A 16166-nucleotide genomic window follows, 5' to 3' on the forward strand; every position below is an offset into this window, starting at 1 on the left:
CGCGGCGGTGCGGGTGGTGTGTGGCACCGCCCGCACCGCGGATCGACCGCGCAAGGTCGCGGGTCGTGCTCGCCGGGAGTTCTTCGGACAAGACGAAAGAGAATTCGGTGCCCATCATCTCGCAGCCGCACGAATTCAACGAGGACGACCTGTACGTCGACCTCCGCCCCACCCTCGGCGTTCCGCTGTATCTCAAGTGCGAGGGCTTCAACTTCGCCGGGTCCATCAAGCTGAAGGCGGCGGAGGCGATGGTGGCCGCGGCGGAGCGCTCCGGTGCGTTGCGCCCCGACTCGATCCTGGTGGAGTCCTCGTCGGGCAACCTGGGGGTGGCGCTGAGCGTGCTCGCCGCCAGCAAGGGCCACCAGTTCGTGTGCGTGACCGACTCGCGGTGCAACCTGGCCACCAAGCAGCTGATGGAGGCGCTGGGCTGTCAGGTGCACACGATCACCGAGCCGGACCCCGAGGGCGGGTTCCTGGCCGCCCGGCTGGCGCACGTGCGTGAGCTGTGCGAGAGCGACGACCGCTACCTGTGGCTGAACCAGTACGCCAACCCGGACAACTGGTCGGCGCACTACCGGACGACGGCGCCGTCCATCGACCGCGCATTCCCGCGGCTGGACGTGCTGTTCGTGGGGGCGGGCACCACGGGCACCCTGATGGGCTGCGCCCGCTACTTCAAACGGTTCCGGCCGGACGTGCGCGTGGTGGCCATCGACGCGGTCGGGTCGGTGACCTTCGGCGGTCCGCCCGCGCCGCGGATGATTCCGGGGCTGGGCACCGGGGTCCGGCCGGCACTGCTCGACGAGTCCTTCGTGGACGACGTGGTGCTGGTGGAGGAGATCGACACGGTCCGCACCTGCCACCGCCTGGCCGCGCGCGGGTTCCTGTTCGGCGGCTCCACCGGCACGGTCGTCAGCGGTGCCACCCGGTGGCTGGCCGAGCACGACCTCGGCCCGGACGTCACCGCGGTGACCATCTCCCCCGACCTCGGCGAACGCTACCTGGACTCCCTCTACCAACCCAGCTGGGTCCAGCAGGTCTACCAGACCGCCCCCGTCGCCGACGAGCTCGCCACCCGCGGCTGACCGGCCGGCCCCTTCCGGTATGTCCGGGCGGCCCGCGCCGCTGTCGTGTCACGTGTCGGTACGGTGGACGAGTGCTGACGGACGTCAACGGAGTTCCCGCACATCAGCGATCGTGGTTGACGCTGACTGGCAGGAACTCCGTTGTCTCAGGTTTGCCACCCCAGAACCCTCAGCACGCGCTGGCCGTGTCAGCGGCCCATCGCTTCGATGAGGCTCTTCGGGCGCAGGTCGGTCCAGTTCTGCTCGATGTAGGCGAGGCAGGCGTCCCGGGTGTCCTCACCGTGGACCTTCCTCCACCCGGCCGGGATCTCGACGAATGACGGCCACAGGGAGTGCTGGCCCTCGTCGTTCACCAGGACCAGGTAGCGGCCTTCGGGGTCTTCGAACGGGTTGGTCATCTGGCTTCCTCTCCGGACATTCGGCTAGTTCGAGGCTTCGAGCACCTTGGCCAGTCGGCCGACGGTCGGGTGGTCGTAGAGCTGGTGGACCGCGACCCGGCCCGGCAGGGCGCCGTTGATGCGGGCCACCAGTTGCGCGGCGCGCAGCGAGTTGCCGCCGAGTTCGAAGAACGCGTCGTCGCGACCGACGCGGTCGCGGCCGAGCACCTCGCCCCAGATGTCGGCCAGCCGCCGCTCCAGCTCGGTCTCGGGCTCGACGTAACGGCGGCGCCCGGCTGCCGACTCGGCGCGCGCCACCGCCAGCAGCGCGGCCCGGTCGACCTCCCCGCTGGGTTCCCGCGGAATCTGCGCGACGCGGGTGAAGCGCACCGGCACGTCGCTTCGCGCCAGCAGCGCCGCCGTCTCGGTGCGTAGCTGCTGCTCGTCGACCGGATCACCGGTGTAGGCGACGACGATCTCCGCGCTGCGCAGGTGCTCGGGGGCTAGTTCGGCGATGATGTGCTCGTTGCGTCGGTCCAGCCCGATCAACAGGTTGGGCCGGTGCTGGCTCAGGGCAGCCAGCAGCGACGCCAGCCCTCCGGCGTCGTCGATGGGCACGAACCCGCGGGAGGCCGTCGCGGCGGTCGGGGCGCCCCGGTTCATGCCGCTGTCGGTCCACATGCTCCACGACAGACAGCGCACGGGCCGCCCGAGTTCGCGCCCCCAGTGGTCGGCGAAGCCGTTGAGGAAGCTGTTGGCCGAGGAGTACGCGCCGAAGGAGCTGCCACCGAACTCGCCGTTGACCGAGGAGAACAGCACCAGCAGGGCGTGCGGGCGGTCCCGCAGAACCTCGGCGACAGCCATCGTGCCGTACACCTTGGCCCGGTAGGTCTCGGCGAACTCGCTGCGCGTGGCGCGGGCGAGGGTGTGCAGCTCCAGCTGCGCCCACTGCGGCGAGACGTCGTTGCTGGCGAGGTGGAACAGCCCGGACAGCGGGCGCTGCCAGCGCCGCTCGGCCTGCGCCACGGCGCTGAGCAGGGCGGCGGTGTCGCCGACGTCCAGTGCCCGGTACTCGACCTCGCCGAGGGTCTGCAGGTCGGCGAGCCGTTCGGCTTTCACCGTGCCCTCGACGACGGGGCTGCGCCCGATCAGCAGCAGCCGCACCTGGTAGGTGGCCAGCAGGTACTCGGCGATCTGGTGTCCGATGCCGCCGAGCCCGCCGGTGATCGCGTACACCCCGCCGGGTTCCAGGTCGGGGGTCCCGTCCAGGTCCAGCGCCACGGGCCGGAGCCGGGGCACGAGGCGGGTCGCGCCGCGGTGGGCGACCACGTCGGCGTCCGGTGCCGCCGCCAGTTCGGTGCGGACGATCCCCGCCCACCGCTCGGGTTCGGCCGCGGGCAGGTCGACCTGCCGCAGCCGCGGGACGACGGCCTCGGCCACGGCCGTGCGGACCAGGCCCGGCAGCGCGGCTTTCGGCACGTCCACGGTGTCGCCGTCGCGGACCCACAGCCCGCCGGTGGTCAGGACGAGGACCTGCGGGCGGTCCGGGGCCGAGGCCAGTTCGGCCAGCAGCAGCCGCAGGGAGTGCGCCCCGGCGCGCAGGCCGCCGGTGAGGTCCCGGCTCGGTGCGGTGGCCCAGGCGTGCAGCACCACCGAGATCGGCCCGAACTGGCGGCGCACCTCCGCGAGCAGTCGGTGATAGTGCGTGGAGTTGTCCGGATCGATGGAGAACCGGTTGCCGTCGCGGGCGAACCGGGTACCCGGCAGCACCACCGCGGTGCGCTCGCCGAAGTGCTCCTCGTGCTCGGCGTCGGCGAACAGCAGTCGGACGCCGTCGGGTGATTCGGCGGCCACCGCGGCCTGCGGGATCCACACCCGCTCGAAGGTCCAGTCCGCGCTGCTGACCGGCTCGTCGGGGGCGGCGTCGAGGTCGCGCAGGACGTCGTCGAACTTCCCGGCGTGCAGGTCGGCGAGTAGCTGGGAGCGCTGGATCTTGCCGCTGCCGGTCTTCGGGAAGCTGCTGCGCTCCACGGGTACCACCAGGTCGGGCTGCACGCCCAGTTCCCCGGCCAGCCGGGCCCGGATGCGCGCCACCGTGCCGGGCACGTCGGGGTCGGCGGGCACGAAGAAGATGACCAGCCGGTCCGCCTCGGCCCCGCTGCCCGAGTCGCCGCACGCGGCGACGAACGTGACCTCGGTGCCGGGCACCTGCTCCACGATGGACTCGATGTCGAAGTTCAGGTGGTTGACACCCTGGATGACGATGAGGTCGCTGTCCCGGCCGGTCAGCGTCAACCGTCCGTCGTGGATGAACCCGAGGTCGCCGCTGTTGAACCAGCCGTCCTCGGTGTGGGCGCGGCGGTTGGCCTCCTCGTTGCGGTAATAGCCGGTCATCATCGTGGCGCCGGAGAACTGCAGGCGGCCCACGTGGTCCTCGGGCAGCACCCGGTTGCGCTCGTCGACGATCCGCATGTTCAGCCCGGGCAGCGGCCTGCCGACCTCGGTGAAGGTGATGACCTCGGGGTCGTCGCGGGGCTCGACCACCCGCAGCCGGCCGCCCAGCGAGGACTTCTCGACGCTGATGGTGCCCTGCTGCGGGTCGTCGGCGGACAGCGTCGAGTAGATCGTGCCGGAGGCGATCTCGGACATGCCGAAGGTCGGCAGCAGCGAGTCGGCGGGCAGCCCGAACGGCCGCAGGAGCTCCAGGAACCGCTGCGCCGTGCGGGTCACCACGGCCTCGCCGCCGTTGCAGATGTGCCGCAGGCAGGACAGGTCCCAGTCGCGGTCGCCGATCCGCTCGGCGTTCTCGTTGAACAGCGAGAACGCGAAGTTCGGCGCCCAGGTGTTGGTGACCCGGAACCGGTGCACCCAGTCCATCCACACCAGCGGGTCGGCCAGGAACGCGTCGGTTTCGGCGTTGACGTGCTGGTGGCGCAGCACCACGTTGCTGACGTTGTGCATGATCACGCCGCCGACGTGGTCCATCGGGATCCAGTTCAGCGAAACGTCGTGCTCGTCGAAGCCGTTGACGGCGGCGCTGGCCAGGGTGCGGGCGATGATGCTGGCATTGGCGTGGCGGACGCACTTGGGCACACCGGTGCTGCCGGAGGTGAGCAGTTGCACGACCGGGTCGCCGGGCTCGATGCGGGACGGTTCGGGATCCGCGCCCGGTCGGCGCAGTTCCTCGACGCTGCGCGCGGTGAAGTCCGGGTGCCAGTCGCGGCCCAGTCCGCCGACGGAGTCCAGCAGTGCGGCGTCGGTGAGCACCACCGGGTGCTCCAGCAGTTCCCAGGCGTTGCGCAGCTTGCGGGTGCCCGCGTTCTCCCGGTCGAAGCCCAGCGGCACGCCGCACGGCGTCGGCACCAGACCGCCGAGCACGCAGGCCCAGAAAGCGGTGACGAAGTTGCGGTTGTCGGCGAACTGGAACAGCACCGAGTCGCCGGGCCGCAGGCCCTCCTCGCGCAGTCCGGCGAGCAGTTCCCGCGACTCGGCGAGCAGGTCGGCGTAGCTCTGGAAGCTCTCGCGGCCGTCCGCGGCGAGGAACGTCGTGCCGCGCTGCGGGGCGAGTTCAGCGGCCAGCAGCAGCGCCTCGGACAGGGTTTTCGGTGCGTCCGGGGCAACCGGCAGGTCCCCGCCGTGCACCTCGGCCAGGGGCAGGTCTCCGGTGGGCTCCGGCTCGACCGGTGCCTCGACCGGGACGCGCTCGGCCACCGCCGACCTGGCCTCGCGGCGGACCACGCAGGCGACGTCGGTGACGCCCGGCTGCGACCGGACCGCTTCGGACAGCCGTGCCATCAACTCCATGGAGCCTGACCTCCTCACCGCTTCCCGCCGAGGAGGATCTGCCCGATCTCCTCGGTCAGCTCCGGCACCCGCTCGTTGAGGTAGAAGTGGCCGCCGGGGAACAGCCGGATCCGGAAAGCACCGCTGGTTTGCTTCTGCCACGCCCGCATCGACTGCTCGGGGGCGCGTTCGTCGTCGAGTCCACCGAGGACGGTGATGGCCGCGTCCAGCGGCGGTTCGCTGCGGTACTCGTAGCGCTCACCAAGGGTGAAGTCGGCGCGCAGCGCGGGCAGCAGCAACCGCATCAGCTCGGGGTCGTCGACGACCGACCGCGCGGTGCCACCGAGCGCGGCCAGCGCGGCGACGAACTCGTCGTCCGGCAGCTGGTGGAGCGGCTCGGCCACCGGCGGCTCGTCCGGGGCGGCCTGCCCGCTGAGCAGCAGGTGCGCCGGTTGCGGCCCGCCCCGGCGGCGCAACGCCCTGGCCAGCTCGAACGCCAGCAGCGCGCCGCCGCTGTGCCCGAAGAACGCGAACGGCCCCTGCAGGTAGGGCCGCATGGTCAGGCCCAGGGTGCGCACCGCGACGTCCAGGTCGGTCAGCGGCGCCTCCCGGATCCGGTCCTCGCGGCCGGGCAGCTGCAGCGCGATCAGCTCGACTTCCGGGGGCAGCCGGTCCGGCCACTCGGCGAACGCCGCCGCTCCGGCCCCGGCGTGCGGAAAGCAGAACAACCGGAACCGCCGGTCGGGACGCCGAGCACGCCGCACGTACGGCGACTCCACGGTGAACGAGTCGAGCATGCTCCCGACCCTAGGAACTGCGTTTATCAGCCCAATATCACGACACTTTCGCCCGCCGCCCCACCCCAGGCATTCCCCGGCGACCCGAAACAAACGATGTCCGAGGGGGTCAGCGGGAGCGGTCCAGGTGGTTTTCGATGACGGCGGTGATCTCCGCGAGTGGTTCCGGGTCGAGCATCTCGTCGTGGGTGCAGTCGACGCGCTCGAGCAGAACCTGGCCGCGCACGTGTGGTTCCCAGTCGGGGCGCAGGTCCGGATTGGAGTTCGAGGTGATCAGCACAAGGTCTCCGTCGATCGGTTCCGGGCGGGTGCCTGCCGCCAGGCGGATGCTGTTGGCGATCGCGTCCACCGCGGCGGGCAGGTGCTCGCGCGGGAAGGCCGCGAGGACGTCCTCGCCCAGCGCCTCGGCGATGCGGGTGCGCGGGTCCGCCGAGCCGTCCACCCCACCCACCACATCGGCGTGCAGGCGCGCCAGGACCTCCTGCTCGTCCAGACCGATGTCCGAAGTGGACGAATCGAGCAGGGCCAGCAGGTCGACGTGCCCGCCGCGGGACTGCAGTTCGCCTGCCACGGCGTGGGCGATGTTGCCGCCCAGGGAGTAGCCGAGCAGGCGGTAGGGGCCCTGCGGGCGGACCTTCTGGATCTGGTCGGCGTAGTCCGAGGCGAGTTCGTCGAGGGTGGCCGGTAGCCGGTCCCGGCCGTCCACGCCGCGCAGCTGCAGCCCGTACAGCGGCATGTCGGTGTGCCGCAGCAGCCCCGCGTAACACCAGGACAGCCCGGCAGCCGGGTGGACACAGAACAGCGGCACGCCGTCGCCGCCGCGGAGGGTGAGCAGGACGTCGAAGCCGTCCCCGCCGCCGTCCAGCTGCCCGGCGAGGTCGGCCGGGGTGGAGCAGCGGAACACCGCCTGCACGCCGATGTCGGCCCCCAGCACCTCGCGGATGCGGCTGACCAGCCGGGTGGCCAGCAGCGAGTGCCCGCCGAGCTCGAAGAACCCGTCGTCGACGCCGACCCGCGCCACGCCCAGCACCTCGGCGAACAGCTCGCACAGCACCTGCTCGCGCACGGACCGCGGCTGGCGGCCGCCGCCACCGGTCGTCATGGGCTGCGGGAGCCGCGCGACGTCGAGCTTCCCGTTGGGGGTCAGGGGGAACTCGTCGACGCTGACGACCGCGGCGGGCACCATGTAGTCCGGCAGCGTCCCGCGCAGGTGGCGCAGCAGCTCCGCCGGTTCCGCGGTCGAGACGACGTAGCCGACCAGGCGGCGGTCGCCGGGGCGGTCCTCGCGCAGCACCACGCGCGCCTGGGCCACCTCGGGGTGGGCGGTGAGCACGGCCTCGATCTCGCCGGGTTCGATCCGGAATCCGCGGACCTTCACCTGGTCGTCGGCCCGGCCGGCGTACTCCAGCTGCCCATCGGCGCGGCGGCGAACCAGGTCGCCGGTGCGGTACATCCGCGTTCCCGGCGGCCCGTACGGGTTGGCGACGAACCGCTCCGCGGTCAGCCCGAACCGGTCGCGGTAGCCCTGCGCCAGGCCCGGCCCGGCGACGTAGAGCTCCCCGACCACCCCGGTCGGCACCGGGCGCAGGTGAGCGTCGAGGACGTAGGCCGCCACGCCGTGCAGCGGCAGACCGATGGGCGTCGGGTGGTCGCCGGGCTCGCACCGGGCGCAGGTGACGTCCACCGTGGCCTCGGTCGGCCCGTAGGCGTTGATCATGGTGCGGCCGCGGCCGAAGAACTCGACGAGCTCAGCCGGGCACGGCTCGGCACCGGTGATCAGCACGCGCAGGTGGGGCAGGTCCACCCGAGGCACCGTGGCCAGCACCGACGGCGGGATGAGCAGGTGGGTGATGCGTGCGCGGTCCAGTTCGGCGGCCAGTTCCGCCCCCGTGCTGGTGTGCCGCGGCACGACCAGGCAGCCACCATGCAGCAGCGCCAGGCACAGCTCGGACACCGACACGTCGAAGCTCGGGGAAACGAACTGATACACCCGGTTGTCCTCGCCCGCCCCGTAGGAGCGGGCCTGGTTCCGGGCGAGGGTGGCGAACCCGGCGTGCGGCACCACGACGCCCTTGGGCAGCCCGGTCGACCCGGAGGTGTGGATGACGTAGGCGGCGGTGGTGGGCAGCAGCGGCGCCGTGCGGTCGGCGTCGGTGGGGTCGGTGGTGGGCTGGTCGGCGTCCCAATCCGTGTCCAGCAGCAGCGGCGATCCGGGCACCTCGACGTCCGAAGTGGACACGACGAGGTCGGCACCGGCCAGCAGTTGGCGGATACGTTCGGCCGGGTACCGCACGTCCACCGGCAGGTACGCGGCGCCGGTCTTGAGCACCGCGGTGATGGCCAGCACCAGATTTCCGGACTTCGGCAGCGCCAGCGCCACCACGTCACCGGGGCCGATGCCCCGGCCGATCAGGTGGTGCGCGAGCCGGTTGGCCCGCTCGTTGAGCTCCGCGTAGGTCCAGGCACCGCCGTCGAACTCCACCGCGGTGTTGTCCGGCACCCGCCGGACCTGCCGCTCGAAGAGCTCCGGCCAACTCGGCTGGTCCTGCGGCGGCGCGGGCCGCACCGCCAGCGCGGCGCGCTCCGCGCCGGTCAGGACGTCCACGTCGGACAACCGAAGCGCCGGGCGGGCCACGACCTGCCGCAGCAGGGCGGTGAGCCGCTCGGCGAGTGAGCGGGCGGTGGCCTCGTCGAACAGGTCGGTGCGGTAGGAGACCACGCCGTCGATCCCGGCGGGTCGCCCGTCGGCGTCCCGGTTCTCCCGGAGGCTGAAGGCGAGGTCGACCTTGGCCGCACCGGCCCCGGTGCCCTCGACCTCGACGTCGAGGCCGGGCCACTGCGGGAGTGCACCGTCGTCGTCGCCCTGGAGCGCGAACGCGACCTGGAACAGCGGGTGGTGCGCCAGCGACCGGGTCGGGTTGACCACCTCCACCAGCCGCTCGAACGGCACGTCCTGGTGCGCGTACGCAGCCAGGTCGGTCTGCTTGACCCGGGCCAGCAGATCGGTGAACCGCGGGTCGCCGGAGGTGTCGGTGCGCAGCACGAGCGTGTTGACGAAGAACCCGATCAGCTCGCCCAGGGCCTCGTCGGACCGACCGGCGACCGCGGTGCCGATCGGGATGTCCTCGCCCGCGCCGAGCTTGGTCAGCAGGGCCGCCACCGCGGCGTGCAGGACCATGAACACCGTGGCGTCGTGCGCCACCGCGAGCCCGGCCAGCCCGGCGTGCGTGGCGGCGTCGACGGCGAACTCCAGTGCGTCGCCGCGGTAGCTGGCGACGGCCGGCCGGGGCCGGTCGGTGGGGATCTCGATCCGCTCCGGCGCACCGGCCAGCGCGTCGCGCCAGAACGCGAGCTGCCGCGCCGCCTCCGAACCCGGATCGTCCTCGTCGCCGAGGACGTCCCGCTGCCACAGGGTGAAGTCCGCGTACTGCACCGGAAGCGGATCCCACTGCGGCGCGGAGCCGCCGACCCGCGCGGCGTAGGCGGTGGCCAGGTCGCGCACGAGGGGTGCCTGCGATGCGCCGTCGGCGGCGATGTGGTGCAGCAGCACCAGCACCTGGTGTTCGGTGCCGCCACCGAGCACCGAAACCCGCAGCGGGGTCTCGCGCGCCAGGTCGAAGCAGTAACGGGCGGCCTCGTCGAGGTCGTCGGCCTCGTGCAGGACGACCGGGGCCGGGTCGAGGACCAACTGGTGCGGGGTGCCGTCGACGTCCGGGAAGACCGTGCGCAGGATCTCGTGCCGGGCGACCACGTCTTCGACGGCGGCGCGCAACGCCGACCGGTCCAGCCGCCCGGACATGCGCAGCACCAGTGGAATGTTGTAGGTCGGGCTCGGGCCCTCCAGCTGGTGCAGGAACCACAACCTGCGCTGGGCGTGCGACAGCGGCACCAGCTCGGGGCGGGACGCGGGCACCAGCGGCGGGCGGGCCGGCCCGGTGCTGCCCAGCGCCTCGGAGATACCCGCCACGGTCGGCGACTCGAACAGGCGGCGGATGCCCACCTCGACGCCCAGTTCCGCGCGGATCCGGCTGATCAGCCGGGTGGCGAGCAGGGAGTGCCCGCCGAGCTCGAAGAACCCGTCGTCGATGCTCACCGACGCCACACCGAGCACCTCGGCGAACAGGCGGCACAGGACGGCTTCCCGCTCGTCGCGGGGGCCACGGCCGGTGGCGTCCCCGGCGAACTTTGGCGCGGGCAGCGCGCGGCGGTCCAGCTTGCGGTTGGCGGTCAGCGGCAGCTCGTCCAGCAGCACCACCGCGGCTGGGACCATGTACTCGGGCAGCCGCGCCGCCACGTGGTCGCGCAGCGCCGCCGGATCGCATTCGCCTTCTGGTACCACGTAGGCGACCAGCCGCTTGTCGCCGGGGGTGTCCTCGCGCACGATCGCGGCCGCGTGCCGCACGGACCCGTGCTGGTTGAGCGCGGTCTCGACCTCGCCCAGCTCGATCCGGAAACCGCGGATCTTGACCTGGTCGTCGACGCGGGCGACGAACTCCAGCATCCCGTCGGCGTTCCACCGGGCGATGTCGCCGGAGCGGTACATTCGGCTGCCCGGTGGGCCGAACGGGTTGGCCACGAACTTCGTCGAGGTCAGGCCGGGCCGGTTCAGGTAGCCGCGGGTCACCAGGTCCCCGGCGATGTAGAGCTCGCCCGCGACGCCGACCGGGACGGGGCGCAGCGCCGCGTCCAGCACGTACATCTGGGTGTTCCAGATCGGCCGCCCGATGGTCACCACCCCGGCGGGCACCCGGTCGCCGGGTTCGATTCGGAACTCGGTGCAGCCCACCGTGGTCTCGGTCGGCCCGTACTCGTTGATCACCGTGGCACCGGGGTGGCGGACCCGCCACTGCTGGAGCACCTCGCCCATCAGCGACTCGCCGCCCAGCACGAGCTGCTCGGTCGGCGAGCACTCCGGTGGCAGCGTCAGCAGCACCGGCAGGTGGCTGGGGGTGGCCTTGACGAACGTCGGCTGCCCGTCCAGCTGCGCGGACTCGTCCAGCTCCACCAGCTGCGCGCAACCGCCGGTGGTCAGCGGGGCGAACAGGCCGGTGACGGTGAGGTCGAACGACACCGGGGAGTGCACCAGCGCGCGCCCGGCGACCGCCGGGTAGGCCGAGCGGGCCCACGCCAGGTAGACGTTGAGCGAGTCGTGCTGGACGACCACGCCCTTGGGCCGCCCGGTGGACCCGGAGGTGAAGATGACGAACGCGGCGTTGCGCGCGGCCAGCTGCCGGTCCGGGTCAGAGTCGTCCACGGTGGACAGATCGAGTTCGTCGACCAGCAACCGCGGGGCCGTTGCCGGCAGCCGCTCGGCGCAGGTGCGGTCGGTCAGGGTGAGCACCGGGCGGACGTCGTCGAGCATGAACCCGATCCGCTCCGCGGGGTGCGACGGGTCCAGCGGCAGGTACGCGCCGCCGGTCTTGAGCACCGCCAGCAGCGCGACCACGAGATCCACCGAGCGGGGCAGCGCGATGGCCACGAACCGCTCGGGGCCGACACCCCGGGAGATCAGCAGTCGCGCCAGCCGATTGGCGCGACTGTTGAGCTCGGTGTAGTCCAGCGTGGTGTCGCCGAAGGCGACGGCCGGGGCGTGCGGGGTACGGCGGACCTGCTGCTCGATCAGGTCCGGCAGGGTCGCGGGCACCACCTCGTGCGCGGTGTCGTTCCACACATGCACCAGCCGCTCGCGCTCGTCGGCGGGCAGCACGTCCAGGTCGCCGATCCGGGTGTCCGGGTCGGCCGCTACCGCTTCCAGGACGCGCACCAGCCGGGCCGCGATGGCCTGCGCGGTGCGCCGGTCGAACAGGTCGGTGGCGAACTCCAGCACGCCCTGCAGCCCGATCGCGTCGCCGCGCTCGTCGTAGGACTCCTCGACGTGGAAGGTCAGGTCGACCTTGGCCACGTCGGTGCCGGCACGCTCCCGCTCCACGGCGAGCCCGGCCAGCGTGAACTCGGACCGCTCGTCGCGGTGGAAGTCCAGCATCACCTGGTAGAGCGGGTGCCGGGACATCGACCGGACCGGGTTGAGCACCTCGACGAGCCGCTCGAACGGCACATCCTGGTGGGCGTAGGCGGCCAGATCGCCGCGGCGAACCCGGTCCAGCAGGTCGGTGAAGGACGGGTCGCCGGAGGTGTCGGTGCGCAGCACCAGGGTGTTGACGAAGAACCCGACCAGGTCGTCCAGCGCCTCGTCGGCGCGGCCGCTGACGGAGGTGCCCAGCGGGATGTCCGTACCCGCGCCCATCCGGGTCAGCAGGGCCGCGATCGCTGCCTGCACCACCATGAACACGCTCGCCTGCTGCTGCCGGGCAAGCCGGACCAGCGCGCGGTGCACCTCGGGGCTGACGCCGAACTCCACACCGTCGCCTCGGTTGGTGGCCACGGCCGGGCGGGGCCGGTCGGTGGGCAGCTCAAGCTCGACCGGGATGCCGTCGAGGTGTTCCCGCCAGAAGGCGAGCTGCCGCGACACCAGGCTGTCCGGGTCGTCCTCGCGACCGAGCAGTTCGTGCTGCCACAGCGCGTAGTCGGCGTACTGCACCGGCAACGCGGGCCAGTTCGGGCTGCGCCCCTCGCAGCGGGCCGCGTAGGCGGTGGCGAGGTCGCGTTCCAGCAGGCCGCTGGAACGGCCGTCGCTGGCGATGTGGTGCAGCAGCACCAGCAGCACGTGTTCGTCGGGGCCGACCTCGAACAGGGTCATCCGCAGCGGCGGGTCCACCGCCAGGTCGAACGGTTCGCGTACCGCCTCGGCGAGCTGCTCGTCGAGCCGGTCGGCCGGCACCACGCGCAGCTCGGGGCCAGCGGCCAGCACCTGCTGGTGCGGCACGCCTTCCACCGAGGGGAACACCGTGCGCAGGCTCTCGTGCCGGTCCACGACGTCGCCGATCGCAGCGCGCAGCGCATCCTGGTCCAGTTGTCCGGAAAGCCGCAGCACCATCGGGACGTGGTAGGTGGCGCTCGGGCCTTCAAGCTGCTGCAGGAACCACAGCCGCTGCTGGGCGAACGACAGCGGTACCCGCTCGTCGCGCGGCACCGGCCGCACCGCGGGCCGCGCGTCGCCCGCCTCGTCCAGCCGGGCGGCCAACCCGGCCACCGTCGGCGACTCGAAGACCGCGCGCACCGACAGCTCCACGTCGAACGCCGTACGGATGCGGCTGATCAGCCGGGTCGCCAGCAGCGAGTGCCCGCCCAGCTCGAAGAAACTGTCGCCGGGACGGACCCGGCGGACGCCGAGGACCTCGGCGAACAGCCCGCAGAGGATGTCCTCGCGCGGCGACCGCGGCGCGCGTTCCGGACCGGTCGGTTCCTCGTCCGGTGCGGGCAGGGCACTGCGGTCGAGCTTGCCGCTGGTGGTCAGCGGCAGCTCCGGCAGTTCGACGAACAACGTCGGCACCATGTAGTCGGGCAGGGCGCGCCGCAGGTGGTCGCGCAACGGGCCCGCCGGGCCGACGACGTACGCCGTCAGCCGCTCCCGGCCCTGCTCGCCGCGCACCACCACCGCCACCTGGCGCACCTCGGGGTGTTCGCGCGCCACGGCCTCGATCTCGCCGAGCTCGATGCGCACCCCGCGCACCTTGACCTGGTCGTCGACGCGACCGGCGAACTCCAGGACGCCGTCGGCGCGCCAGCGGGCCAGGTCGCCGGAGCGGTACATGCGGCTGCCCGGCTCGCCGAACGGGTCGGCGACGAACCGTTCCGCGGTCAGCGGCCCACGGCGGTGGTAGCCGTGCGCGAGCTGGGTGCCCGCCAGGTACAGCTCGCCGACGGTGCCCACCGGAACCGGACGCAGCGCCGCGTCGAGCACGTACAACCGGGCGCCCGGCACGGGGCGGCCGATCGGCGCCGGGTCCTGCACGTCGTCGGCGGCGCAGTCGAACTGCGTGACGTCGATGGTGGCCTCGGTCGGCCCGTACAGGTGGTGCAGGCGCGCCTTGAGGGTGCGCCACACCTGCTGCTGCAGGTCAGCCGGCAGGAACTCACCGCCGCAGAACACCCGCCGCAACGAGGTGCAGTCCACCGCGCCGGGGCCGTCGAGGAACATCCGCAGCACCGGCGGTACGAAGTGGACGGTCGTCACCCCGTGCTCGCGGATCACCGACACCAGGTGGTCGACGTCGCGGTGCCCGCCGTCGGCGGCCAGCACCAGCGTGGCGCCCTCGGTGAGGGTCCAGAAGAACTCCCACACCGACACGTCGAACCCGGCCGGGGTCTTCTGCAACACGCGGTCGGAGGCGTCCAGCCGGTACTGCCGCTGCATGCCGGTCAACCGGTGCAGCACCGCGCTCCGCGGCACGACGACGCCCTTGGGACGGCCGGTCGAACCCGAGGTGTAGAGCACGTACATCGGGTCGGCACCGCTGGTGGTGACCCGGGGGTCGGTGACCGGCAGCGGCGGCAGCGGCTCGTCCAGCAGGATCACCCGCCGCCCGGTCACACCCGTGCCGCGCGTGGTGAGCAGCAGGTCGGGGTCGGCGTCGCGCAGCAGGTACTCGATGCGCTCGGCCGGGTGGTCGGGTTCCACCGGCACGTAGGCGGCACCGGTCTTGACGACCGCGAACAGGGCGACGACCAGGTCGACGGAACGGGGCAGCGCCACCGCCACCAGGCTGCCGCGCCCGACACCGGAGGCGATGAGGTGGTGTGCGAGGTGGTTGATCCGCTCGTTGAGCTCGCGGTAGGTGACCGTGCCGCCGTCGTGCACGACCGCCGGGTGATCCGGTGCCAGGCGCACGCGTTCCTCGAACCGCTCCACGACACCCGGGCCGTCTGGTGCGGCCTCGTGGTCGTTGAAGTCGTGCAGCAGCCGGTGACGCTGCGCCTGGTCGAGCAGCTCGACCCGGGCCAGCGGCTGGTCCGGGTCGGTGACGGCGGCGTCCAGGAAGCGGCGCAGGCGGCCCAGCAGCTCGGCGGCGTCGAACTCCTCCGGCCTGTGGTCCAGCCGGAACTGCAGGCCGTCGCCGGTGCGGGACACCACCAGGCCCAGCGGGTAGTGCGTCGCTCCCCCGCCGTCCACCCCGGTGATGCGCGGACCGGGCTCGTCAGCGTCGGCGAGCGCGTCCAGCGGGTAGTTCTCGAACACCAGCAGCGTGTCGAACAGCGGCCCGAGCCCGGCGATCCGCTGCACCTCGGCGAGGCTGATCTGCTGGTGGGACAGCAGTTCGGCCTGCGCGTCCTGCAGCCGCGCGAGGTTGTCCACCACCGACCGGGCGGGGTCCAGCCGCACCCGGACCGGCAGCGTGTTGATGAACAGGCCGATCATCGTCTCGATGCCGGGGATCTCCGGTGGGCGACCGGACACGGTGGCGCCGAACACCACGTCACCACGCCCGGTGAGCTGCCCCAGCACGGTCGCCCACGCGCCCTGCACCAGCGTGTTGACCGTGAGCCCGCGTCGTCGGCACAGCTCGTCGATCGGGCCCGCGGGCAGTTCCAGCCAGGCCCGCTCCGGCAGCCGTGCCGGACGGCCGGGCTCGGCCACCAGGGTGGGTGCCGTCAGCCCGTCCAGCGCTTTTCGCCAGGCCCGCTCGGCGACCGCCGGGTCCTGCTCGGACACCCAGCGCAGGTACTCCTTGTACGGGGTGACCGGACGCAGCCCACTGGTGTCCCCGCCGCTGCGGTAGAGCTGGAACAGTTCGTCGACCAGCAGCGGCGCGGACCAGCCGTCCAGGAGCAGGTGGTGGTTGGTGATCACCAGCCGGGAGGTGCCGTCGGGCAGCCGCACCAGCGCGCACCGCAGCAGCGGCGGGGTGCGCACGTCGAAGCGCCGGGTCCGGTCGGCGGTGAGGAATCCGTCCAGCTCCGCGGCGGTCACATCCACCACCTGCCAGTCGGGTTCGACGTCGCGCATGACGAACTGGACCGGCTGGCCGCCCTTGCGCTGGCGGAACCCCACGCGAAGGTTCGCGTGCCGCCGCAGCAGCACGCGCAGCGCCTCCCGGAAGCGCTCCGGGTCGACGTCACCGTCCAGTTCCAGCACCAGCTGCGTGTTGTAGACCTCGTCGGCATCGGAGTCGTACAGCGAGTGGAACCACAACCCCTCCTGTAGGGGCGACAGCGGCAGTACGTCTTCCAGCCTCGACGGGCTCATCGGGACTCCAATCGGCGGAACTCGGCGGCGGCGACCGCGG

5 protein-coding genes are annotated in these 16166 nt (G+C 72.5%); 1 reads left to right on the top strand and 4 read right to left on the bottom strand.

What is annotated here, in order from left to right:
- Window positions 1-107: 107 nt before the first annotated feature.
- Entirely contained in the window at window positions 108-1085 is a 978-nt protein-coding gene (gene sbnA, locus IEY17_RS10680) for a 2,3-diaminopropionate biosynthesis protein SbnA (RefSeq protein WP_188987179.1), read from the top strand.
- Window positions 1086-1273: 188 nt separating this feature from the next.
- Here the strand turns inward: sbnA and IEY17_RS10685 are convergent, their stop codons facing one another.
- The 4 genes from IEY17_RS10685 to IEY17_RS10700 form a co-directional block, all read right to left on the bottom strand.
- Window positions 1274-1483, bottom strand: a complete 210-nt coding sequence (locus IEY17_RS10685; protein WP_188987180.1) for an MbtH family protein — start codon at window positions 1481-1483, stop codon at window positions 1274-1276.
- A 24-nt stretch (window positions 1484-1507) separates the two neighbouring features.
- Entirely contained in the window at window positions 1508-5266 is a 3759-nt protein-coding gene (locus IEY17_RS10690) for an SDR family NAD(P)-dependent oxidoreductase (RefSeq protein ID WP_188987181.1), read from the bottom strand.
- Between the two features lie 14 nt (window positions 5267-5280).
- Window positions 5281-6042 (bottom strand): thioesterase II family protein, encoded by a 762-nt coding sequence (locus tag IEY17_RS10695; protein ID WP_188987182.1) that lies wholly within the window; start codon window positions 6040-6042, stop codon window positions 5281-5283.
- Between the two features lie 109 nt (window positions 6043-6151).
- Window positions 6152-16126: an amino acid adenylation domain-containing protein gene (locus IEY17_RS10700; RefSeq protein WP_188987183.1), complete on the bottom strand. Its 9975-nt coding sequence runs from the start codon at window positions 16124-16126 to the stop codon at window positions 6152-6154.
- Between the last annotated feature and the right edge of the window lie 40 nt (window positions 16127-16166).

The organism is Saccharopolyspora thermophila (assembly GCF_014646075.1).
GTDB lineage: Bacteria > Actinomycetota > Actinomycetes > Mycobacteriales > Pseudonocardiaceae > Saccharopolyspora > Saccharopolyspora thermophila.